General features: G+C 31.8%; 21 protein-coding genes. 13 read left to right on the plus strand and 8 right to left on the minus strand.

Annotation, left to right across the window (positions count from 1 at the left end; all coding sequences use genetic code 11):
• Positions 1 to 224 precede the first annotated feature (224 nt).
• Positions 225 to 908 carry a DUF4294 domain-containing protein gene (locus DM444_RS00525; RefSeq protein ID WP_111282981.1) on the minus strand — a complete coding sequence of 228 codons (684 nt, stop codon included), beginning with the start codon at positions 906 to 908 and terminating at the stop codon, positions 225 to 227.
• An 81-nt stretch (positions 909 to 989) separates the two neighbouring features.
• On the opposite strand from DM444_RS00525, the gene DM444_RS00530 reads away from it, so the two are divergent.
• The 6 genes from DM444_RS00530 to DM444_RS00555 all read left to right on the plus strand — a co-directional run bounded on the left by DM444_RS00530 (position 990) and on the right by DM444_RS00555 (position 9707).
• Positions 990 to 2078: a M42 family metallopeptidase gene (locus tag DM444_RS00530; protein ID WP_111282983.1), complete on the plus strand. Its 1089-nt coding sequence runs from the start codon at positions 990 to 992 to the stop codon at positions 2076 to 2078.
• 58 nt (positions 2079 to 2136) lie between these two features.
• On the plus strand, positions 2137 to 2817 hold the full coding sequence (locus DM444_RS00535; RefSeq protein ID WP_111282985.1) for a response regulator transcription factor: 681 nt from the start codon (positions 2137 to 2139) through the stop codon (positions 2815 to 2817).
• Complete coding sequence (locus DM444_RS00540; protein ID WP_111282987.1) at positions 2814 to 4175, plus strand: sensor histidine kinase; 1362 nt, start codon at positions 2814 to 2816, stop codon at positions 4173 to 4175. Before DM444_RS00535 ends, DM444_RS00540 begins: the two co-directional genes overlap by 4 nt.
• An 84-nt stretch (positions 4176 to 4259) precedes the next feature.
• Positions 4260 to 5507 carry a TolC family protein gene (locus DM444_RS00545; protein ID WP_111282988.1) on the plus strand — a complete coding sequence of 416 codons (1248 nt, stop codon included), beginning with the start codon at positions 4260 to 4262 and terminating at the stop codon, positions 5505 to 5507.
• Between the two features lie 12 nt (positions 5508 to 5519).
• On the plus strand, positions 5520 to 6605 hold the full coding sequence (locus DM444_RS00550) for an efflux RND transporter periplasmic adaptor subunit (RefSeq protein ID WP_111282990.1): 1086 nt from the start codon (positions 5520 to 5522) through the stop codon (positions 6603 to 6605).
• Positions 6606 to 6608: 3 nt separating this feature from the next.
• Entirely contained in the window at positions 6609 to 9707 is a 3099-nt protein-coding gene (locus tag DM444_RS00555) for an efflux RND transporter permease subunit (protein WP_111282992.1), read from the plus strand.
• Between the two features lie 162 nt (positions 9708 to 9869).
• Here DM444_RS00555 and DM444_RS00560 read toward each other — a convergent pair whose 3' ends face one another.
• Entirely contained in the window at positions 9870 to 10250 is a 381-nt protein-coding gene (locus DM444_RS00560) for an ankyrin repeat domain-containing protein (RefSeq protein ID WP_111282994.1), read from the minus strand.
• A gap of 391 nt (positions 10251 to 10641) precedes the next feature.
• Between DM444_RS00560 and DM444_RS00565 the strand changes: the two genes are divergently transcribed.
• Positions 10642 to 11178 carry an SRPBCC family protein gene (locus DM444_RS00565; RefSeq protein WP_111282996.1) on the plus strand — a complete coding sequence of 179 codons (537 nt, stop codon included), beginning with the start codon at positions 10642 to 10644 and terminating at the stop codon, positions 11176 to 11178.
• Between the two features lie 60 nt (positions 11179 to 11238).
• Here DM444_RS00565 and DM444_RS00570 read toward each other — a convergent pair whose 3' ends face one another.
• The 6 genes from DM444_RS00570 to DM444_RS00595 all read right to left on the minus strand — a co-directional run bounded on the left by DM444_RS00570 (position 11239) and on the right by DM444_RS00595 (position 16433).
• A complete protein-coding gene (locus tag DM444_RS00570; RefSeq protein ID WP_111282998.1) occupies positions 11239 to 11640 on the minus strand; it encodes an ankyrin repeat domain-containing protein in 402 nt (133 codons plus the stop codon).
• A gap of 144 nt (positions 11641 to 11784) precedes the next feature.
• On the minus strand, positions 11785 to 12915 hold the full coding sequence (locus DM444_RS00575) for a glycoside hydrolase family 26 protein (RefSeq protein ID WP_111283000.1): 1131 nt from the start codon (positions 12913 to 12915) through the stop codon (positions 11785 to 11787).
• 31 nt (positions 12916 to 12946) lie between these two features.
• Positions 12947 to 13900 carry a phosphoribosylaminoimidazolesuccinocarboxamide synthase gene (locus DM444_RS00580; RefSeq protein WP_111283002.1) on the minus strand — a complete coding sequence of 318 codons (954 nt, stop codon included), beginning with the start codon at positions 13898 to 13900 and terminating at the stop codon, positions 12947 to 12949.
• 132 nt (positions 13901 to 14032) lie between these two features.
• On the minus strand, positions 14033 to 14863 hold the full coding sequence (locus tag DM444_RS00585; RefSeq protein WP_111283004.1) for a Cof-type HAD-IIB family hydrolase: 831 nt from the start codon (positions 14861 to 14863) through the stop codon (positions 14033 to 14035).
• Positions 14864 to 15000: 137 nt separating this feature from the next.
• Entirely contained in the window at positions 15001 to 15363 is a 363-nt protein-coding gene (locus DM444_RS00590; RefSeq protein ID WP_111283006.1) for a DUF1801 domain-containing protein, read from the minus strand.
• A 119-nt stretch (positions 15364 to 15482) separates the two neighbouring features.
• Positions 15483 to 16433, minus strand: a complete 951-nt coding sequence (locus DM444_RS00595) for a PhoH family protein (RefSeq protein WP_111283008.1) — start codon at positions 16431 to 16433, stop codon at positions 15483 to 15485.
• Positions 16434 to 16696: 263 nt separating this feature from the next.
• Here DM444_RS00595 and DM444_RS00600 point away from each other — a divergent pair, with 263 nt between their 5' ends.
• The 6 genes from DM444_RS00600 (at position 16697) to dnaN (ending at position 22259) form a co-directional block, all read left to right on the plus strand.
• Positions 16697 to 17524, plus strand: coding sequence for an SAM hydrolase/SAM-dependent halogenase family protein (locus DM444_RS00600; RefSeq protein WP_111283010.1), 828 nt, complete (start codon positions 16697 to 16699; stop codon positions 17522 to 17524).
• A 295-nt stretch (positions 17525 to 17819) separates the two neighbouring features.
• Entirely contained in the window at positions 17820 to 18116 is a 297-nt protein-coding gene (locus DM444_RS00605) for a putative quinol monooxygenase (RefSeq protein ID WP_111283012.1), read from the plus strand.
• A gap of 61 nt (positions 18117 to 18177) precedes the next feature.
• Positions 18178 to 18552, plus strand: coding sequence for a YbbC/YhhH family protein (locus tag DM444_RS00610; protein WP_111283014.1), 375 nt, complete (start codon positions 18178 to 18180; stop codon positions 18550 to 18552).
• 70 nt (positions 18553 to 18622) lie between these two features.
• A complete protein-coding gene (gldF, locus tag DM444_RS00615) occupies positions 18623 to 19348 on the plus strand; it encodes a gliding motility-associated ABC transporter permease subunit GldF (RefSeq protein ID WP_111283016.1) in 726 nt (241 codons plus the stop codon).
• Entirely contained in the window at positions 19348 to 21033 is a 1686-nt protein-coding gene (gene gldG / locus DM444_RS00620) for a gliding motility-associated ABC transporter substrate-binding protein GldG (protein WP_111283018.1), read from the plus strand. Before gldF ends, gldG begins: the two co-directional genes overlap by 1 nt.
• A gap of 107 nt (positions 21034 to 21140) precedes the next feature.
• The gene (dnaN, locus tag DM444_RS00625) at positions 21141 to 22259 is read left to right on the plus strand and encodes a DNA polymerase III subunit beta (RefSeq protein WP_111283020.1); all 1119 of its coding nucleotides are present in this window, start codon (positions 21141 to 21143) and stop codon (positions 22257 to 22259) included.
• Positions 22260 to 22616 lie beyond the last annotated feature (357 nt).

A 22616-nucleotide genomic window follows, 5' to 3' on the forward strand; every position in this document is an offset into this window, starting at 1 on the left:
CAAAGTTTAGCCTTTTCTTTCTTTCTGGAAACCGGTGCCCTAGCCCCGATAGGAGCGGAAATCCTTTTTGTGGCGGGGTTCGCCATAAAAAGATTGAAGCGGATAGCGGGAAACAGCTCCTTAAAAACCATAATATTCAAATCATACCTTATATATATTGTATAAAAAAGAAACCCGACAGGTTTTTAAAACCTGTCGGGTTATACTATAATATATATGTAGAATTATTTCTTGCTTAGATCTTTTGCTCTTTGTTGCCATTTCTCTGATAGATCGTCATAATCTACAGGACTTGCTGGTTTTTGATTTATGAGTCGGCCAGATTCAAATGCTCGTACTAAAATTGTTTCTATTAAATAGTCTTCATTTACTTCGTACGGTTTGTATTCTTCTTTCAAACTAATATCAAACAAATTGGCGGTTGTATTGGAAACAAAAGCCTTAAATCCACTTTTTAATGTTTTTATTAGTTCATAAGTTGTGATTCCTGTTTGGCGATGAATTAACTTAACTAAAATCTGCCCTTGTTTTCTGGATAGTTTTTTAAGTCTTTCTTCGAATTCATTATTTAAATAATCTTCAACGATTTTAAAGTATTTCTTTTTTTCGCGATTTGTTTTTAAACGTGCCATTCCATTATTCAGAGCTGTTAATCTCTCTGAAGCCAGTTTTGCATACGGATATACTTTATAAACTCTATTCTGAAGAATTTGAAATTGTTTCATTTCTTCTGGGCTCATCTTCTGCCCTTTTGAAATAATTATTTCTGGCAACTGAATGGTGTCACCTAAAATAGAATCTTTTTCAGTTAATATATAGCCCATTTGTTCATTCTCTTTTGGAGTGACTTGGGCTTTAGAAGAAAAGGAAACAAACAGTACAAATAAAACAAAGGTGGTTAATCTCATCGAATCATAATTTAAATGTAAAATTATATATTTATACACAACTCTAATACCAAATTTATATTTTAGCAGAAAAATATTTTTATGAGCACAAATTCTATCTTAAAAGATACCTCTATAGCATTCTTAGAAAGCTACCTAAATAACGCTTCTCCTACTGGTTACGAAAGTGAAGGCCAAAAACTTTGGATGGATTATTTAAAACCTTATGTTGATACTTTTATTACTGACACTTACGGAACAGCCGTTGGTGTAATCAATCCTGATGCTCCTTATAAAGTTGTTATTGAAGGGCATGCTGATGAAATTTCATGGTATGTAAACTATATTACTGAAGATGGTTTAATATATGTAATTAGAAATGGTGGTTCTGATCATCAAATTGCTCCTTCAAAAAGAGTTAATATTCATACTAAGAAAGGAATCGTAAAAGGTGTTTTTGGATGGCCTGCAATTCATACTCGTTTACGTGATAAGGAAGAGATTCCGAAACTGAGTAACATATTTATTGATTTAGGATGTGAAAACAAAGAACAAGTTGAGGCTTTAGGTGTTCACGTTGGATGTGTAATTACTTATCCTGATGAATTTATGATTTTGAATGAGAATAAATTTGTTTGTCGTGCGATTGATAATAGAATGGGCGGTTTTATGATTGCTGAAGTTGCTCGCTTATTAAAAGAAAATAATAAAACACTTCCTTTTGGTTTATATATTGTGAATTCTGTCCAAGAGGAAATTGGTCTTCGCGGAGCCGAAATGATTGCGCATAGAATAAAACCAAATGTTGCTATTGTAACAGATGTTTGCCACGATACTACTACTCCAATGATTGACAAAAAGGTGGAAGGTGATCTTAAAATGGGTAAAGGTCCTGTTATTGGCTATTCTCCTGCGATACAAAATAAATTACGTGAGTTAATTGTAGATACTGCGGAAGAAAATAAAATTCCGTTTCAAAGACATGCAACTTCTCGTGCTACTGGCACAGATACAGATGCTTTTGCTTATAGTAATGGCGGTGTGCCATCTGCATTAATTTCACTTCCGTTGCGTTATATGCATACGACTGTAGAGATGGTTCATAGAGATGATGTTGAGAATGTTATTCAATTGATTTATGAAACATTGCTGAAAATTGAGAGCAACGAGAGTTTCTCTTATTTCAATTAAAAACTATATATTAAATTCGGCTGTTTCTTAATAGCCGAATTTATAAATTCTTATAAGAATGAAAATACTTTTACTCGAAGACGATTTTACTTTATCAAAAGAAATCTCAGCATTCTTTACCTCAAAGGAGTTCGAGTGCGTTCCTTTTTATGATGGAACTTTTTTGCTGAAAAAATATTTTCCTTACGATTATGACTTAATCGTTCTTGATATTAATGTTCCAGGTACAAATGGAATCGAAGTTTGCAAAGCTATTCGAGAAATTGACAAAAAAACACCAATTATCATGCTCACCGCTTTTAGCGAAATTGAAGATAAATTATCTTCTTTTGATAATGGTGCAGATGATTATTTGGTAAAACCTTTTCATTTTGAAGAACTATATGCAAGAGTTCAGTCTCTTTTAAGACGAAAAGAAGTTCCGCAGCAGATAGAAAATAAAATTATAGTTAAAGATTTGGAAATTCTTGAAGATGAGATGAAAGTTTTTCGATCTGGAGAAGAAATTAAACTCACACCAAAAGAATTCAAACTGATTTTAATTTTGGCTCATGCCAAAGGAAAAGTCCTTTCGAAACAATTTATTGCTGAAAAACTTTGGGATTATCATATTGAAACTAATCAGAACACAATAGAAGTTTATATCAACTTTTTGAGGAAAAAAATTGATAAAGATCATGAGACTAAACTTATTCGTACCAAGGTTGGTTACGGCTATTATTTAAGCGATCAGGAATGACATTAAAAAATCGGATATCACTTTTAGTAAGTTTACTGTTTACCATCCTCTTCGGATTGGCATCTACAGTGATATTCATTTTGTATTCTAATTACAGAAAAGAAGAATTTCGTGATCGATTGGAAGTGAAAGCTTTATCTAATATCAAATTATTAGTTAATGTAAAACAGGTTGATAATCAGCTTTTGAAAATAATCGACCAGAATTCTATTAATAAGTTATACGACGAAAAAACTTTAGTCTTTGATTCTAATTATAAACTGATTTATAGCAGTATTGACGATGCAAAAATCAATTGGTCTGTAAATGATTTAAAGTATTTAAAAAAGAATAAAACCTTTTTTAAACAACAAGGAAATTATGAAGTCTATGGCGTATTTTATGATACAAATGACAAAGATTTCTATGCTTTAATTTCTGCAACAGACGATTATGGAAATCGAAAACTGCTTTTCCTAAGATACACATTAATTATCTCTTATATATTTTTTACCACAATCTGCTGGTTGCTAACTTCTTTTATGGTTCGAAAAGCCATGAATCCGCTAAATGCTTTTCATCAGAAAATAAAAAATATCAACGAGAACAATCTTGACACAAGAATCGAATCTAAAAGCACTAAAAATGAAATTGATTTAATTGCTGACGAATTCAATTTTATGATGGATCGTATCGAAGTTTCATATCAAAAGCAAAAGGAATTTACTGCTCACGCATCTCACGAATTAAGAACACCGCTTTCTAGGATGACTTCTCAGATCGAAAATGCTATTGCCGATCCAGATATAAAAGAGAAAAAGAAATCTTTTCTAAACAACATTTTAGGAGATGTTAATCATCTAAGTGAATTAATTAATTCGCTTTTAATTCTTTCAAAAATTGATAATCGAAAAGCAGATTATCATGAAATACAGCGTATCGATGAAATATTATTTTCTTCGATTGAAAAGATCAACAAAACATTCCCAGATTTTGTCATACTTTTTGAAATGGAAGAAAGTGACGATCTGGATACTGCTTTAGAAATTAATGGTAATAAAAATCTTCTGGAAATCGCCATTACAAACGTTTTAAAGAACGCATATATTTATTCTGACAACAAACAGGCAAAAGTAAAAATCAGTACAGAAAATGATTTACTGCTTTTATCGATTTCAAATTCTGGCCGAACATTAAATGACGCTGAACAAAAAAATCTTTTTCAGCCTTTTATGCGTGGAGAAAATGCAAAAGGAATAACCGGTTTCGGATTAGGCCTTCGAATTGTAAATCGAATATTAAATCTTCACAATTCACACATAACATACAGTATTCCAAGTGATAACATAAATTTATTTTGTATTATTTTTCGTAGATAATTTATTTTAAGCTATTTTTAAGGTAGATTTTAAGGCATCTTAAAGTTTACCGATAGCATATTTGTATAAAATAAATTTAATACAATGAAAAAACTATATGCATTCTTGCTACTTGCATTCCTAAATCAGGTAGTTATGGCTCAGAAAACAGTCACTCTTCAAGACTGCGAAAGCCAATTCTTAAAAAAGAATCTATATTTACTGGCATCCCAATACAATATTGATGCCTCAAAAGCTTTAACCATTCAAGCGCGTATTTGGGACAATCCCACGATAACTGCTGAATTGAATGCGTATAACCCTGAAAGAGATAAGTTTTTTGATATTGGTAAAGAAGGTCAAAAGGCATTTAGCATCGAACAGCTTATTTATCTTGGCGGAAAAAAACGTAATGAAGTTAAACTGGCTCAAACCAATACGCAATTGGCAGAATTACAGTTTAATGATCTACTGCGTACTTTAAAATTCCAATTGCGCAAGAGTTTCTACACTGTATACTATAACTCCAAAAATCTCGAAAATACAGATAAGCAGTTAGCTCATATCGAGGATTTAATTAATTCATATTCGGTTCAAGCGCAAAAAGGGAATATCCCTTTGAAAGATGTTGTACGCTTGCAATCACTATATCTTAATTTCAAAAACGAAAGATTAGAAGTAATTAACAACAATATAGAGGAACAGGCTAATTTAAAACTTCTTTTAAATGAAACTGAAAATGTAATTCCTGTTGTTAGTAAAGATGATTCGAATAAATACTTAAAAATAATCGATTTTGATCTTAAAAGCTTCGAAGAACAAGCTATTGCAAACCGTCCTGATTATTTAGCCAAACAAAAAGAAATTGATGCGAATGAATTGAATGTAAAATGGCAGAAATCATTATCGGTTCCAGATATTACTCTAGGCGCTAATTATGATCAGCGAAGTGGTGCTTTTAATAAAGAAGCTAATGTGAGTATAGGGATTCCGCTTCCTTTATGGAATAAAAACAAAGGAAATATTAAATATGCCCAAACCATTTTAGAGCAATCTAAAGTTGAAAAACAAAATTTTGAACTGCAATTGCAAACGGAAATTACATCGGCTTGGACAAAATGGGATGAATCCAGACAAAACTACAGCGTGATTAAACCAACCGTAAATTCAGATTTTGAAGCGGTATATAACGGGATGCTAACCAATTTCCAAAAACGAAATGTAAGTCTTTTAGAATTTACAGATTTTATGGAAAGCTACAATCAAGCAATAATTCAGTTAAATGAATTAAAGAAAAAAGTAGTAATAGCAGGCGAAGAATTAAATAGCACCATTAACAAAGATTTATTTTAAAAAATTACAGAAATGAAACATATATTATTCATCGGAATAGCATTAGCAGGTTTATCCCTTACAAGCTGCAAAAAAGAAGTTGAAAATCCAGAAACAAATACCTCATTTGTTTTAAGTGATGCGATGTTAAAAACTACAACAACTGCTACTGCAGAAACTCAGCCATTAAAAAACGAGCTTAGCTTTTACGGAAAAATCACTGCTGACAATAATAAAATGATTGATGTTTATCCTTTAGTTGGCGGAAACGTAATGAAAGTTAATGTTGAACTTGGCGATTATGTTAAGAAAGGACAAGTTTTAGCGACCATAAAAAGTACCGATGTTGCCGATTTTGAAAAACAGTCTATCGATGCAAAAAGCGATTTGCTTGTTGCTAAAAACAATTTGAAAGTGGCACAAGAATTATTTGATGGAAAACTGAATTCTGAAAGCGATGTTTTACAAGCGAAATCAGAAGTAAATAAAGCACAGTCTCAATTGAGTAAAATTCAGGAAACGTATAAAATCTATAATATCAAAGCTGGATCTATTTATGAAGTTACAGCTCCTATAAGTGGTTTTATCATTCAAAAAAGCATTAATCAAGATATGCTTTTAAGAAATGACCGTTCAGAAAATATATTTGATATAGCAGAAATTAGTGAGGTTTGGGCAATGGCCAATATTAATGAAATTGATATTAATAAAGTAAAATTAGGAACCAGCGCTGCAGTTACAACTTTAAGTTATCCAGATAAAACTTTTAATGGGAAAGTTGATAAAATCTACAACGTAATTGATCCAGAAACAAAAGCAATGCAAGCAAGAATCAAATTAAACAATCCTGATTATATGCTTAAACCTGATATGAATGCTAATATTAAATTATCTTTTAATGAAAATCAGTCTATGATAGCCGTACCAAGTAAAGCTATTGTTTTTGATAAAAGCAAAAACTTTGTTGTGGTTTTTAAAGACCGTAATAATATCGAAACTAGACAAGTAGAAGTTTATAGAGTTGTTGGCGATACAACATATATCTCAAGCGGATTAAAAGAGAATGAAAAAGTGATCACAAACAATCAGCTATTTATTTATGGTGCTTTAAATAACTAAGACATGAACAAATTCATAAAAAATATCATTGCTTTTTCTTTAAAGAATAAAGCATTCACCTTCTTTTGGGTTGGATTATTGGCTGTTGCTGGATTTATTTCATTCAAAAATATGCCTATTGATGCCTTTCCGGATGTTACCAACACTCAAATTATTATCATTACGCAATGGAACGGAAAAAGTGCTGAGGAAGTGGAACGTTTTGTAACGTCTCCAATCGAAATCTCAATGAATTCTGTTCAGAAAAAAACTAGCGTTAGAAGTATTACAATGTTTGGGTTATCGGTCATTAAAATCATTTTTGACGATGGTGTTGATGATACTTTTGCCCGTTTTCAGGTAAATAATTTATTAAAAAATGTTTCGCTTCCAGATGATGTAGAACCAGACGTTCAGCCTCCTTATGGTCCTACAGGTGAAATTTTCAGATATATTGTAAAAAGTAATAGTAGAGACAGCAGAGAATTATTGACTTACCAAAACTGGGTTATCGATAAACAGCTTCGTTCTCTTCCTGGTGTTGCAGATTTAAATGTTTTTGGAGGACAAACTAAAACTTATGAAGTTGGGGTTGATCCAATCAAATTGGCAAAATACAATATTACGCCTTTACAAGTTTACAATGCAGTAAATGCTGGAAACTTAAATGTTGGTGGTGATGTTATTGAGAAAAACGGACAAGCTTTTGTTGTACGCGGTGTTGGTTTGTTAAAGTCAAAAGAAGATATTGGAAATATTATTGTTGATGATGCTGGAGGAAATCCAATTTTGGTTAAAAACTTAGCTGACGTTTACGAAAGCTCGATGCCAAGAGTTGGACAAACTGGTATTGGAAATAATGATGATGCGGTTGAAGGAATTGTGGTAATGCGAAAAGGCGAAAACCCGCAGGAAACTTTGGCATTAATTAAAGCAAAAATCAAAGATCTTAATGATAATGTTCTTCCAAAAGACATTAAAATTGAAACATTTTATGATCGTGATAATTTGATGAATTTCACGACCGAAACCGTAATGCATAACTTATTTGAAGGTATTATTCTGGTTACTGTTGTTGTATTTCTTTTTATGGCCGACTGGAGAACTACTTTTACCGTTTCAATTGTCATTCCGCTTTCTTTATTATTTGCATTTTTATGTCTTAAAATGATGGGAATGAGTGCCAACTTATTAAGTTTAGGTGCTGTCGATTTTGGAATTATCATTGATGGTGCTGTTGTAATGGTCGAAGGTCTATTTGTCGTCTTAGATCATCGAGCGCATCAGTTAGGAATGGAAAAATTCAATAAAATTGCAAAAGGAAGTTTGATCAAAAAAACAGGAACTGAAATGGGTAAAGCCATTTTCTTCTCAAAATTGATCATTATTACAGCCTTACTTCCTATTTTCTCATTCCAGAAAGTAGAAGGAAAAATGTTCTCTCCCCTAGCCTTTACTTTAGGTTTTGCATTACTTGGAGCATTAATTTTTACTTTGACTTTAGTTCCTGTTCTTTCACATATCTTATTAAATAAAAATGTAAAAGAAAAACACAATCCGTTTGTGAATTTTTGGGATCGAATTGTTTCCAAAGGATTTGCTTGGACATTTAAACATAAAGTGCAAACCTTAATTGCATCCATAGGATTATTAGCCGCTGTTTTCTTTTCTGCTGGTTTCTTAGGAACAGAATTTTTGCCACAATTAAATGAAGGTGCGCTATGGGTTACTGCGGAATTACCAATGAGCACTTCGCTTCCTGAAAGTGTTAAAACTGCGGCAATGATTAGAAAAGACTTAGAAAGTTTTCCTGAAGTTAAAAAAGTTTTGTCTCAGACTGGACGAAGCAACGATGGAACAGATCCTAATGGTTTCGGATTTATTCAGCTTCAAGTTGACTTACTTCCAAAAGCCGAATGGAAACGTAAAATTTCTATGGATGATCTGATTAATGAAATGGATAATAAATTGAAAGTTCATCAGGGAATTACATACAATTATTCTCAACCCGTAATTGATAACGTTGCAGAATCGGTAGCTGGATTTAAAGCTTCAAATGCTGTGAAAATTTATGGAGATGATTTGAACAAATTAGATCAGCTTGCCAATGAAGTTTTAGCACAAATTAAAAATATTCCGGGTATAAAAGATGTTGGTATTTTAAGAAATGTCGGCCAGCCTGAAATCAGCGTAATTCTAGATCGTGAAAAAATGGCGGCTTACGGAGTGACTTTAAGTGATGCTCAAGCAGTTTTAGAATTGGCTTTTGGAGGAAAAACAGCAACTGAAAAGTATGAAGATGAAAAGAAATTTGATGTTCGTGTTCGTTTTTCTAAAGAATACCGAAAAGATGAAAAAGATTTGGAGGAAATTAAAGTTCCAACCATCAGCGGAATCAAAATTCCTTTAAAAGAAATCTGCGACATTAAAACTATTACTGGTCCTGCATTTATTTATAGAGATAACACCAAACGTTTTATCGGAGTTAAATTCTCTGTTCGTGATCGCGATTTGGGAAGTACAATTGCTGAAGCACAGCAAAAAGTAAATCAGCTTAAACTTCCTGCTGGTTACACCACAGGATGGACAGGAGAATTTGAAAATCAGGTTCGTGCGAGTGCGCGTCTGGCACAAGTAGTACCAATCAGTTTAATTGGAATTTTTGTTCTTTTATTTATTCTGTTCGGAAACTTTAAAGATTCGCTTCTTGTGTTGGCAAATGTTCCTTTTGCTATTATTGGTGGAATTATCGCTTTGCATATTACTGGAATGAATTTCGGAATCTCTGCTGGAGTTGGATTTATAGCGCTTCTCGGAATTTGTATTCAAAATGGAGTAATTCTAATATCCGAGTTTCATCATAATCTGAAGGCTAAGTTCTCACTCGAAGAATCAATTTTTATGGGAGTAAAAGCCAGAACCAGAGCGGTAGTTATGACAGCTTTAATGGCTTCAATTGGATTAATGCCTGCAGCTATTTCTACAGGAATTGGTTCAGAGTCACAGAAACCACTTGCAATTGTAATTATTGGAGGTTTAATGACTGCAACTGTTTTAACATTACTTGTGTTTCCGATATTATTCTGGGTTTTCAACAGAAAAAAACATGAGCCAATTGAATAATAATTTATAATATTTAGTTTTAAATCAATTTGTTGGGATTTAAAAAGGAAAAGCATCATTCTCGTAATGGTGCTTTTTTGTTTGATGAAGTTCTCTAATAAACAAAAAAAATGACCTTTTGCTCAGAAAGGTCATTTTTACTAACTCAAAACTTTTAAACTGTTATTTCAAATCTTTCAAAAGCGCAATTGCTTCTGAAGCATTTGATGCTTGTGCATATTTTAATGCAGTATAACCTTTTTCATTTTTCACATTAGGATTTGCTCCATTAGCCAATAAAACTTTAATGATTTCATGTTTATTGTAAAGTGCGGCGATCATTAAAGGAGTAAAGTCTTCAGACATTTGGTTTACATCTGAACCGTATTCAATAAATTTTTTAACGGTTTCAAGATCTCCTTTACTAATAGCAACATTTAAAGGAGTTCCTACATAACTTTTAAGCTCAACTTGATTTTTTACAATTGAAACTCCATTTGAAGCCATTGCTACATTTCCAAATGTTACCAAGGCTAGTCCTAAATAAATAACTGATTTTTTCATAATGATTGATGTTTGTTAAATGATTGATGATGATAATTTTAATTTGATGATGTAAAAGTAATTTATTTTATTGTATTATGCATTACAAAGTACCATGTTTTAACCAATTCTTAACAGTTACTTAATAAAACGATAATTGAAAGACCTAAACGTTATCAAATTATTGATTATACTATAATAGACTACCAAAAAGAAAATATGTTACAATAAATCTGATCTTTTTTTTCACCTTTTATTCAAAATGTTTAATATCAGCTTTAAAACAGAATCATTTTTTTTTAAATTTACTATACGATTACATATTCAAAAAGTACAGAAGTAGTTGTTTTACTGAGAAATACTCTTGTTTTCGTATGCAATATCTAAGAATAATAACCTTAAAACTGAAACTATGATATTTATTAAAAGAATTCTAATCATTCTAATTTTACTTATTTCGATTGTTTTAATTGTTGCTTATTTTATGCCAAAGGAATATGCTGTCGAAAGAGAAATTACAATCAATAAACCTGCGGATAGTATTTTTAAATATGTTAGATCACTCAAAAACCAAAATGAGTTTAGCGTTTGGGCCAATATGGATCCTAAAATAAAAATAAATTACAAAGGCATTGACGGAAATGTTGGTTCTATTTCTTCATGGGAAAGCAATGTCAAAGAAGTTGGTGTTGGTGAACAAGAAATTACAAAGATTTCAGAAGGACGACGCCTAGACTTTGCTCTTCGTTTTAAAAAACCGATGGAAGATACTGCTGTCGGATTTATGTCTACCGAACCACTTTCTGAAAACCAGACCAAAGTAAAATGGGGAATCAGCGGTGTAATTCCTTATCCAACAAATATCATGCTTCCAATGCTTAAAATGGACCAAATGATTGGGAATGACTTACAGAAAGGTTTAGAGAATTTAAAAGATAAAATGGAATAACATCTTAAAATGATAAAAAAAGAAAGTGCAATTCATATTTTTGAATTGCACTTTCTTTTTTTATTTACTATTTCTTCGACTTCCTTCTTTTATTTTCTTCAAGATAGCAATTGACTCAGTTGATTTTGCATACTCTGCATAATCTAAAGCTGTAAAACCCTGAGAGTTTTCTATTGATGGATTTGCATTATGAAGAAGTAAAAAATTTATAATTTCAAATTGATTAAATCGCGCCGCAACCATTAAAGGTGTCATATTATTAACCTTTTTATTGATATCCGTTCCGTAGATTACAAATTTTTTGACCGCTTCAATGTCACCTTTACTAATTGCGAGATGCAATGGAGATTTTCCGTACAATGTAAACTCAATTTGATTTTTAATTCTTAATCCAGAATTTGATGCAATTGTAACATTTCCAAAAAGAAAAATTGTTCCTAAAATAATTACTGTTTTTTTCATGATTGATTGTTTGTTAAATGATTGATGATGATGATTTACTATTTAGACGACATAAAAATCATTTTGGTTGCATGATTTCTAAAAAAATAAAAAGCGCAATTCAGATTTATCCGAATTGCGCTTTTTGACTTGTTTTGATGATAACTAAATCTTAAACTTTTTGCTGTAAATATTTTTTAAATCTTTTTCAAACAAAGTAAAAGGATCATCATAGAATTTTATAAAGTCTTTTTCACTTGCTTGTCCTGGAAAAGGAGCATAATAATGCGTTGGACTTGTAGTGTCATTTCGCCATACTAAAACATAAGCCAATTCTAAATTTTCAGACTTCAGCGTTTTAAGGAGAACTTCTGTCCACCAGTTTTCATTTGGAATTGATTCTAATCCCGTTTCTGTAAATGCTGCTAGTTTTTTCTTTTTAATAGCCAAATCAGAAAATATTTTAAGCTTTTTTAGTCCAGCATCTAGATCGTATTTGCCATCTCTTCCAAAATCTCCATAATCATCCATACCCAACAAATCAACAAATTCATCTCCTGGATAACGTTCTAAATATTCTTCTTCTGAATTGAATCGGTTATCTGGAGAAAATGCATAAATAAAATTATGAACGCCTAGAGTATCTTTTAAATAAGAAACCGTAAACTGCCAAACTGCAATGAAATCTTCTCTAGATGTATGTGCTTTTCCCCACCAAAACCAATCACCATCAAATTCATGAAAAGGCCTGAAAATCATTGGAGAAAGTTTTCCGTCTTTTGCTTTTACAGAATGAGCAAAATCTGCAATGCTTTTTAAAATTTCTTTGTATTCTTCATGATGAGATCCGCCAGGCTTTATCAAAGATATTGAAGCGGCTGAAATTCCGTCTTTCCAATAAAATCCTCCATCAGAAGCTGGATTATTAAAATGCCATGAAACAGTTGTAATTCCACCTCTTTCATAAGTATCAATCACATTCTTTCTTAGAACTTCTTTTGTTTTTTCAATTTGGTCTTTGGAACGTCCTGAAAAATCACTAAAATCAATTCCAACAACTGCTGGATGTGAACCCGTAACCGATTTTACATCCGAACGATTAGGCTCACTACTCCATCCGTGCCCATATTCAAGCGCATGCTGATGCCCAAAAAGAATATGCTTTTTGGAAATAGTTTTAAGATTCTGATATAATTTTTTGGTTTCTTTTGTCGCATTTTTATCAATCTGCGCAAAAAGAAAATGCCCTGTAGCAAAACAGACTAACAGGGCATTTTTTTTCGTTATAAATTTCATGGTTTAAATAGTTAGTTTAAACCCAAAATTATTATTTTGAAGAAAGGTAATCTAATACGTTTTTTTCAATACGTTGATCAATATTGTCAATATCAGCTTTTACAAATTTATCTCCTAAAATATTCTCATACAATTCGATATATCTTTCAGAAACTGATTCAATATATTCCTCTGTCATATTTGGAATTTGCTGTCCATCTTTCCCCTGGAAACCGTTTTCGATTAACCAACGGCGAACAAACTCTTTAGATAATTGTTTTTGTTCCTCTCCTTTTTCTTGTCTTTCAGCATAACCGTCGGCGTAGAAATAACGAGAAGAATCTGGAGTATGTATTTCATCAATTAAAACTATTACACCATCTTTTGTTTTTCCGAACTCGTATTTGGTATCCACTAAAATCAATCCACGTTTTGCAGCGATTTCAGTTCCTCTTTGAAATAAAGCGCGAGTATATTTTTCTAAAACTAAATAATCTTCTTCAGAAACAATTCCTTTTGCCAAAATATCTTCACGAGAAATATCTTCATCATGAGAACCGTTATCTGCTTTTGTAGTTGGCGTAATAATTGGTTCTGGGAATTTATCGTTTTCTTTTAGGCCTTCAGCCATAGTAACACCGCAGATTTGTTTTCTACCAGCGGCATATTCGCGGGCAGCGTGACCAGATAAATAACCACGAATTACCATTTCTACTTTAAAAGGATCACATAAATGTCCAACAGCAACGTTTGGATCTGGAGTTGCAATCAGCCAGTTTGGAACGATATCTTGCGTCAATTCCATAAATTTTGTTGCAATCTGATTCAGGATTTGTCCTTTGTACGGAATTCCTTTTGGCAAAACTACATCAAAAGCCGAAAGTCTATCCGTTGCCACCATTACTAAAAGTTCATCATTGATATTATAAACTTCTCTAACTTTTCCGCGGTAAACTGATTTCTGGTTCGGGAAATTAAAATTTGTAGTTGTGATTGTATTGCTCATTTTGTTGTGTTGTTTTTATGAATGCAAATTTAAAATTATTTCACTGAGTTACACAATGAAATTTTAAGATTCAGAAATAAAAAAATCCCTGAATGATTTATTCAAGGATTTTAATTTTAATATGTTTCAAAATTAGCTTGTTGCAAATTCTTTATCTAAAATTTTAGATGCGATATATTTTGCTACTCCGTCTTCTGCATTTGTTTTAATTACTTCTAAATCAGGTAAAGCATCTTTTAAAATTGAAGGCGCGTTACCCATAATTAATCCTTTACCGGTTGCACACAACATTTGCAAATCATTAAAACCATCTCCAAACGAAATAGCTTCATCCAGAGTAAAACCTTCTTTTTCTAGCACTTTTGCAATGGCAACCGCTTTATCTACCGATTTGTCCATAAATTCTAAACAAGTTGGTAAGCTGAAAGCATGATGCAAATGTTCTGAAGAATTAGCTAAAACAGCGTCTCTCACTTTTACCAATTTCTCATGATTATCGCAAGAAAAGAAAATTTTGATTGCTTTGAAATCTTCTATGGTTTTGTAATCAACTAATTCTGGACGGTATTTTAATTCGGCTTGAAAAGAGTTTAATCTTTCATTCCATTTATTAGTCTGCCAAACGTTTTCTTTAAATAATACAACTGTAACATCTGGATCGATTTCTATATTCAAAGCCGCTTTAACAACATCGCTGTCCAAATTAAAAGCGAAAAGCTCTTCTTTATTTGGCGAATGGATTCTTCCTCCGTTAGAACTTACAAGATAAACTGGCACTGCAAGTGTCTCTATAATAGCCATTGCATCAAGGTGATGACGTCCTGTAGCTACAACAATCAAATAACCTTGATTATGAAGTTCTTGAAAAATTGATTTAGTATACTCTGATATTCTGTGTTGTGGGTTGAGTAAAGTTCCATCAAGGTCACTTACTACAACTTTTATATTTTTAAGTTTTGTCATATTAATTATCAAATTCGATGATGTGCAAATTTACGGTTTTAAGCTCGGCTAGACAAAGATTACAAGCTCTGAAGGCTAAAATTGAGGTAAGTTTATTATTTATTTAACTATTCGGTTAAATATTGCTTTTTAAACAATTAAACTCTAACAATTCCCGTTTTATATAAATTTATCGCTTTTTTGATTATAGCTTCTATTTGCTCCAAAGGTAAATCTTCATTATTATCAAACATCATAATCTTCATCCGTGAGCGATTTTCCTGAATAAGAAAATCTTCATCAAAATGTTTTCCTTCTACGATTCCAATATAAGGCTTTTTGAGTTTTTTATGAATCCATAAATAACAGAACATTTTTCCTTTATAAGAGAAAAAAGGCATTCCATATTTCAAAGTGTTTGAAATGTCTTGATTTTGTTTTAAGATGATTTCTTTTAATGCCAAAAATATTCCTTTTATAGGCTCTTCTTGGTTTAGGTAGAAATCATCTAGTTGTTTCATTTTTTTTTTAAATAAAAAAATATTCGTTTTGCACCTTTAAATAAAACGTGCAAAACGAATATTAATAAATGCTAAAACACAATTCACGATTTACATTTAACATTTCACTAAAATTATTATTAATCGTGATTCTCGATTTGTTTATAAGCGTCAATCACCTTTTTAACCAATCTGTGACGTACGATATCTTTATCATCCAGATAAATAATTCCGATACCTTCAATATCTTTCAGAACCAAAATAGCTTCTTTAAGACCAGAAATAGTTCTTCTAGGTAAATCGACCTGTCCAGGATCACCCGTAATCATAAATTTGGCGTTTTTTCCCATACGGGTCAAAAACATTTTCATTTGTGAGTGCGTTGTATTCTGTGCTTCATCAAGGATTACAAAGGCGTTATCAAGCGTACGTCCGCGCATAAAGGCAAGTGGCGCAATCTGAATAATTCCTTTCAAAATATAATCTTCTAATTTTTCATTCGGAAGCATATCACGCAACGCATCATAGAGTGGCTGCATGTACGGATCAAGTTTTTCTTTCATATCCCCAGGAAGAAATCCGAGATTTTCTCCGGCTTCAACCGCTGGACGTGTTAGAATGATCCTTTTTACTTCTTTATCTTTTAGCATTTTAACCGCCATAGCAACACCGGTATACGTTTTTCCGGTTCCAGCAGGACCAATAGCAAAGACCATATCGTTTTTCTTAATCGTATCAACCAGCAATTGCTGATTTGGCGTCATTGCTTTGATTATCTTACCGCCAACACCATGAACTAAGATTTTATCATGATCATAAGATCTTTTTTCTTCTTGACCATCACTCATTATTACACGTTCAATTACATTGTCATCAATATTATTATAACGCGTAAAATGAAGCATTAATCTTTGAAATCTCTTTTCGAATTCGTCTAAAACTTCTTTTTCGCCAAATGCTTTTAAAGTTGTCCCTCGCGCTACGATTTTAAGCTTCGGGTAATACTTTTTAATAATTTCTAAATGGCTATCCTGTGCGCCCCAAAACTCTTTTGGAGCAATATCTACTAGCTCGATTATTCTTTCGTTCAAATGAAGTAGTTTTAAATTAAAATAATTCCTTTTAATATTTAGTGGTTGTCGGGTCTTTTTTATTAGTTTCAGTATTCAGTCGCAGTCTCAGTTTAACAAAATAAACTTAAATCAGTGTTTCTGAATATTGTAACAGGCAAATACTTTTAAAAACACAATTTGTCTTTTCTTTCTTTCAATTTGTGTTTACTATTATTAGCTTTGCATTTCTCAAATTTAATGAAAATTAGATTTAAATACTATCAATAGTTATAAACAAAAATATGTCAATAATTACCCTTACTACAGACTACGGCTTAAAAGATCACTTTGTGGGGTCGCTGAAGGGTAAAATACTTTCTGAAAATCCAGAGGTTCAAATCATTGACATTTCTCACGACATTGATCCCTTTAATACTGCCGAAGCAAGTTACATTATTGGCGCTTCTTATTTGAGCTTTCCGAAAGGAACTGTACATCTTATTGGTGTCGATATTGAGCGCAATAAAGAGAACCAGCATATTGCTATGCAATGGAACGATCACTATTTTATTTGTGCTGATAATGGAATCTTGAGTATGCTTACGCAGAAAATTGTTCCGCAGAAAATTGTTGCTATTAATATTCACGATCGTTTCCCGATAGAATCGACAGATTTGGATATTTTCATTCAAGTTGCTTCACATTTATCAAAAGGTGGTTTATTGAATGTAATTGGAAAAGAGATTTCATCTATTAAAGAAGCTACCGAATTACAAGCTCTTGTGGCCGATGACGGAAATTCTATAAAAGGTAATATCATTTATATTGATCATTTTGGAAATGTGGTGACTAATATTTCTAAAAAACAATTCTTAGAAATTTCACGCGGACGCCCGTATGAAATCGTGATGAAACCCAAAAGCATCAAGACAATTCTGCCAAATTATTCGGCAATTGCAACTTCCGATAAATATCCAATTAAAACTTATGAGGGAGAAAAACTGGCTATTTTTAATGAAGCAGGTTTTCTAGAAATTGCTATTTTTAGAAGTAATCCTTCTAAAGTAGGTTCTGCCAATAGTTTGTTGGGATTAAATTATCGTGATGTGATTACGATTAAATTCTCCTAAATTAATTTTAGATTTTAGAATTCAGATTTTAGATTAATTCTCTAGCAGATTTTCCTGATTGAGCAGATTATTCATTACATCATAAACATAGCACGTGGTTTCAACCACGGGGACGCATTATTATAAACGTTGTGTTCCCGTGGTTGAAACCACAGGCTATATTTGAAAAACATGATTTTATAATATTTCATTTTTTATTTAAAACAACAATCAAATTTGGTATTTTTGCGCACCTGTAAGACTTTAGACAATTCAAAAAATCTAAAATCAACAATCTAAATTCTAAAATAATAACATGTTTGTCCGAATAGTAAAAATGAGTTTTCACGAAGAAAAAATCCCTGATTTTCTAGAGAATTTTGAATCGGTGAAAGAGAAAATACGAAATGCAGAAGGAAATCGTTTTTTAGAATTGTATCAGGACAAAAATGACAAATGCATCTTTTTCACTTACAGTTATTGGGAAACTGAAGAAGATTTAGAAAATTATAGAAATTCTGAGCTTTTTAATACCGTTTGGAATTTTACAAAAAAATTATTCAATGCAAAACCTGAAGCCTGGAGCGTTGATAAATTGGTTAGTTTAAATTAGTTTCAAGTTTAAAGTTTCACGTTAAGCATGCTACTTGAAACATGAAATAAAAAATCAAATTATGAAATATTTTCTCTTATCACTTTTACTAATTACACTTAGCAGTTGTGCGCAAAACAAGCGTTTAGTTTTAGGAATTGAAAATGCGAATGAAGAACTAAAAATTGCTTTATCTAAAAAATCACAACATAATGTTGTCGATAATAAAAAGATAATTATAAAAGACAGCATTACTGCAATTGAAATCGCAGAGCCAATTTTATTTGATATCTACGGAAAAGAAAAGATAGAAAAACAAAGGCCATATGAAATTTACCTTTTAGAAAATTACTGGGTTATTTCTGGAACTTTGCCTGAAAATTATTTAGGCGGAACATTTCTAATAATTATTGATGCTAGAAATTCACGAATTATAAAAATTACGCACGGAAAATAATTTATAAGTTATTTCAAGAACTTAAAACTTGAAACCTGAAACAAAAAAACTTGAAACAAAATAATAACAAATGAAATCAATCATTTTAAGAGAAATAAAATCCTTTTTTGGCTCTCCAATTGGCTATTTAGTCATTGCGATTTTCTTAATTAGCAACGGACTCTTTTTATGGGTTTTTGAAGGAGACTACAATATCCTAAATACAGGTTATGCCGATTTAACTCCGTTTTTCACATTAGCGCCTTGGATTTTGATTTTCTTAATTCCAGCCGTAACAATGAGAAGTTTCTCTGACGAAAAAAAACAAGGAACTTTAGAGTTATTATTGACTAAACCTTTATCAATTTGGGAAATCGTAAATGGTAAGTTTTTCGGTTCGTTTTTGCTAATTATTCTAGCAATAATTCCAACCTTGATTTATGTAAAAGTGATTTCAGATTTAGGTTCGCCAGAAGGAAACCTTGATATGGGAAGCACAATCGGTTCTTATTTTGGATTATTGTTTTTAATTGCTTCTTATTCAGCAATTGGAATCTTTACTTCTACCCTTTCAGAAAATCAGATTGTGGCTTTTATTATTGCCGTTTTTTTATGCTTTTTCTTTTATTTTGGTTTTGAAGGTTTAAGTTCTCTGATTCCAGGTTCAAACGGATTAATTTCAGCTTTAGGAATGCAAAATCACTTTAAAAGCATGAGCCGTGGCGTAATTGATACTCGCGACATTATTTACTTTTTGAGCATTGCAATCGCTTTCTTGTCTTTTACTGTTTACCAATTAAAATCTTTTAAAGCCTAATGAAACTATCTACAAAACATAATTTAAAGACATTAGGCATCACTATTTTTATTTTAGTTGTTTTAAATGTACTTGGAACAATCTTTTTTCATCGTTTTGATTTAACAAAAGATAAACGCTATACCCTTTCTCCGACTTCATTAGGGATTCTAAAACAAGTTGAAAATCCACTTTCTATTAAGATTTATATGGAAGGAGATCTTCCAGCAGATTTTAGACGTTTACAGCAAGAAACCAAACAATTATTAGAAGAATTTCAAGCTTATAATAAAAATATTGTTTTCGAATTTGTTGATCCGTTGGCAAATGAAGATGAAAGTGATGAATTAACAAAATCACTTTTCCAAAAAGGATTAACTCCTATAAATATTACTGTTGACGATAAAGGAAAACAATCTCAAGCAATGGTTTTTCCTTGGGCAGTTGCTGTTTACAATAATAAAGAAGTCAATATTCCTTTATTGAAAAATATAATGGGCGCTTCGACTACGCAAAAAGTTATTGGATCAATTCAGCATTTAGAATATTCTATTGCAGATGCTATCAATAAAGTAACGAAAACCAAACAGAAAAAAGTTGCTATTATTAAAGGAAATGGCGAATTGAAAGAAAGATATATTGCTGGAATGCTAAAGCAAATTCATGAAAGCTATTTAATTGGGCCTTTTACATTAGACTCTGTTGCCAAAAACCCGAATGCTACTTTAAATGAATTGAAGAAATACGATTTAGCCATTATTGCAAAACCAACTGAAAAATTCTCTGACGAAGAAAAAGAAGTTCTGGATCAGTTTATTATGAATGGCGGTAAAACACTTTGGCTAATTGACCAAGTTGCTGCGGACATGGACAGCTTGTACAATGATATGGGCGCGACTTTGGCTTATCCGAGAGATTTAAATCTAAACGATATGTTTTTCAAATATGGATTTAGAATTAATCCTGATTTGATTAAAGACGAACAAGGAAGTCCAATAAAATTGGCTACTGGCGAACAAGGAAGTGCAACACAATATCAAGATTTTATCTGGAAATTTGCACCGCAGGTTTATCCAACAAGTCAGCATCCAATTGTTAAAAATTTGGGCGGAATTAAATTCGATTTCGCAAGTCCAATTGACACTTTGAAAAACGGAATCAAAAAAACGGTTTTATTGCAATCTTCTCAATATTCTAAAACAATTGGTTCACCTGTTGAAATCAATTTGAATATGGTAACTGAAAAAACAAGTCCGCAGGATTACCTTAACAAAGGAAATAAACCGCTTGCTGTTTTATTAGAAGGTTCTTTCCATTCCGCTTTTGAAAATAGAGTTTTACCATTCAAAGACAATTCTTTTACAGCACAAGGAAAACCAAATAAAATGATTGTTGTTGCCGACGGAGATTTAGCTAAAAATCAACTGGACAAAAACGGAATTCCTGTTGAATTAGGTTACGACCAAAGAACTGGCCAATTATACGACAACAAAGACTTCATTATGAATTGTATCAATTATCTTCTTGATGACACAGGACTTATTAACATTAGAAGCAAAGATGTTGAGTTACCGCTATTAGACAAAGAGAAAGTTTATGAAAGCTATACTTTAACTCAATTCATAACTATCGGAGTTCCAATTCTAATTTTATTGATATTCGGACTTGTATTTACTTTCATCAGAAAAAGAAAATACAGCAAATAGATGTTAATAAAAAAATGTAATACTTTGGATAGTTTAAGATATATTTGTAATCCGTATATTTAGCCCCAAATTAGATAAAAAGCTTATCAAAAAATAAAATAAAGCAGATGAAATTTATAGTATCGAGTTCGTACTTATTAAAACAATTACAAGTTTTAGGTAGTGTAATCAATAGCAACAATACGTTGCCAATTTTAGACAACTTTTTGTTTGAACTAAACAATAATGAGTTGACCGTTTCGGCTTCAGATCTTGAAACGACTATGTCGGCTACATTATCGATCGATTCTACAAGCAAAGGAAGCGTAGCTGTTCCTGCAAAACTTTTGCTTGAAATTTTAAAAACTTTCCCAGAGCAGCCGTTAACTTTCACTGTTGAAGATAATAACACAGTAGAAATTAGCTCTAATTCTGGTAAATATGCATTGGCTTACGCAGCTGGAGAAGAATTTCCTAAAGCTGTAAGTCTTGAAGATCCATCTGTAACACTTGTTCCAGCAGAAGTTTTAGCAACTGCAGTAAGTAAAACTATTTTTGCAGCTGGAAACGATGATTTACGTCCAGTAATGTCTGGAGTATTCTTCCAGTTTTCACCAGAAGGATTAATTTTCGTAGCTACAGATGCTCATAAATTAGTAAAATATGCTCGTACAGATGTTAAAGCATCTCAAGTTGCAGATTTTATTATGCCTAAAAAACCTTTAAACATTTTAAAAAGTATTTTAGGAAGCTCTGATGCTGAAGTAAAAATTGAATACAACGATTCAAATGCGACTTTCTCATTTGACAATTATATCTTAATGTGTCGTTTAATCGACGGAAAATACCCTAACTACGAAGCGGTAATTCCAAAAGAAAATCCAAACAAATTAATGATTGACCGTTCTTTATTTTTAAGTTCTGTTCGTCGTGTTGCGATTTTCTCTAACAAAACTACACACCAAATTCGTTTGAAAATTGCTGGAGCAGAATTAAATGTTTCTGCAGAAGACATCGATTACTCAAACAAAGCAGAAGAAAGATTAACTTGTGATTATCAAGGTGATGATTTACAAATTGGTTTCAACTCTCGTTTCTTAACTGAAATGCTAACAAACTTGCAGTCTGACATGATCATGCTTGAAATGTCTTTACCAAACAGAGCTGGTATTTTAACGCCTGTTGATGGTTTAGAAGAAGGCGAAACAGTTACTATGCTTGTAATGCCTGTAATGTTAAATAGTTAACATTAAAGTTTCTTTCTGTTACAGGGATATTTTTTAGTTTTAAATAAAAGATATATCATTGTAAAAAAAAGATATCGCTATTAACCAACCATTTTTTATACCTAGAAACCGCAATTCCTATAAAGAGTTGCGGTTTTTTATTTTTTACTTTTTGTTTCAAGTTTAAAGTTTCAGGTTTCAAGTTGATCTACTTTGTGTTTTTTAAACCGCAAAGTACACAAAGGTTTACGCAAAGTTCACTAAGTTTTATGTTTAATTTTTTTAAGAATGCTAAGAACACAAAGCTTTGCGTACTTATAATCTTTATTAAAGACTTTAGAAAAAAAACTTAGCGAACTTTGCGTAAACCTTTGTGTA

The organism is Flavobacterium ginsenosidimutans (genome assembly GCF_003254625.1).
Classification (GTDB): domain Bacteria; phylum Bacteroidota; class Bacteroidia; order Flavobacteriales; family Flavobacteriaceae; genus Flavobacterium; species Flavobacterium ginsenosidimutans.

What these genes read in the sequence shown, in the direction of transcription:
- DM444_RS00525 (WP_111282981.1), bottom strand. Translation starts at nt 908, where the DNA reads ATGAGATTAACCACCTTTGTTTTATTTGTACTGTTTGTTTCCTTTTCT.
- DM444_RS00530 (WP_111282983.1), top strand. Translation starts at nt 990, where the DNA reads ATGAGCACAAATTCTATCTTAAAAGATACCTCTATAGCATTCTTAGAA.
- DM444_RS00535 (WP_111282985.1), top strand. Translation starts at nt 2,137, where the DNA reads ATGAAAATACTTTTACTCGAAGACGATTTTACTTTATCAAAAGAAATC.
- DM444_RS00540 (WP_111282987.1), top strand. Translation starts at nt 2,814, where the DNA reads ATGACATTAAAAAATCGGATATCACTTTTAGTAAGTTTACTGTTTACC.
- DM444_RS00545 (WP_111282988.1), top strand. Translation starts at nt 4,260, where the DNA reads ATGAAAAAACTATATGCATTCTTGCTACTTGCATTCCTAAATCAGGTA.
- DM444_RS00550 (WP_111282990.1), top strand. Translation starts at nt 5,520, where the DNA reads ATGAAACATATATTATTCATCGGAATAGCATTAGCAGGTTTATCCCTT.
- DM444_RS00555 (WP_111282992.1), top strand. Translation starts at nt 6,609, where the DNA reads ATGAACAAATTCATAAAAAATATCATTGCTTTTTCTTTAAAGAATAAA.
- DM444_RS00560 (WP_111282994.1), bottom strand. Translation starts at nt 10,250, where the DNA reads ATGAAAAAATCAGTTATTTATTTAGGACTAGCCTTGGTAACATTTGGA.
- DM444_RS00565 (WP_111282996.1), top strand. Translation starts at nt 10,642, where the DNA reads ATGATATTTATTAAAAGAATTCTAATCATTCTAATTTTACTTATTTCG.
- DM444_RS00570 (WP_111282998.1), bottom strand. Translation starts at nt 11,640, where the DNA reads ATGAAAAAAACAGTAATTATTTTAGGAACAATTTTTCTTTTTGGAAAT.
- DM444_RS00575 (WP_111283000.1), bottom strand. Translation starts at nt 12,915, where the DNA reads ATGAAATTTATAACGAAAAAAAATGCCCTGTTAGTCTGTTTTGCTACA.
- DM444_RS00580 (WP_111283002.1), bottom strand. Translation starts at nt 13,900, where the DNA reads ATGAGCAATACAATCACAACTACAAATTTTAATTTCCCGAACCAGAAA.
- DM444_RS00585 (WP_111283004.1), bottom strand. Translation starts at nt 14,863, where the DNA reads ATGACAAAACTTAAAAATATAAAAGTTGTAGTAAGTGACCTTGATGGA.
- DM444_RS00590 (WP_111283006.1), bottom strand. Translation starts at nt 15,363, where the DNA reads ATGAAACAACTAGATGATTTCTACCTAAACCAAGAAGAGCCTATAAAA.
- DM444_RS00600 (WP_111283010.1), top strand. Translation starts at nt 16,697, where the DNA reads ATGTCAATAATTACCCTTACTACAGACTACGGCTTAAAAGATCACTTT.
- DM444_RS00605 (WP_111283012.1), top strand. Translation starts at nt 17,820, where the DNA reads ATGTTTGTCCGAATAGTAAAAATGAGTTTTCACGAAGAAAAAATCCCT.
- DM444_RS00610 (WP_111283014.1), top strand. Translation starts at nt 18,178, where the DNA reads ATGAAATATTTTCTCTTATCACTTTTACTAATTACACTTAGCAGTTGT.
- gldF (WP_111283016.1), top strand. Translation starts at nt 18,623, where the DNA reads ATGAAATCAATCATTTTAAGAGAAATAAAATCCTTTTTTGGCTCTCCA.
- gldG (WP_111283018.1), top strand. Translation starts at nt 19,348, where the DNA reads ATGAAACTATCTACAAAACATAATTTAAAGACATTAGGCATCACTATT.
- dnaN (WP_111283020.1), top strand. Translation starts at nt 21,141, where the DNA reads ATGAAATTTATAGTATCGAGTTCGTACTTATTAAAACAATTACAAGTT.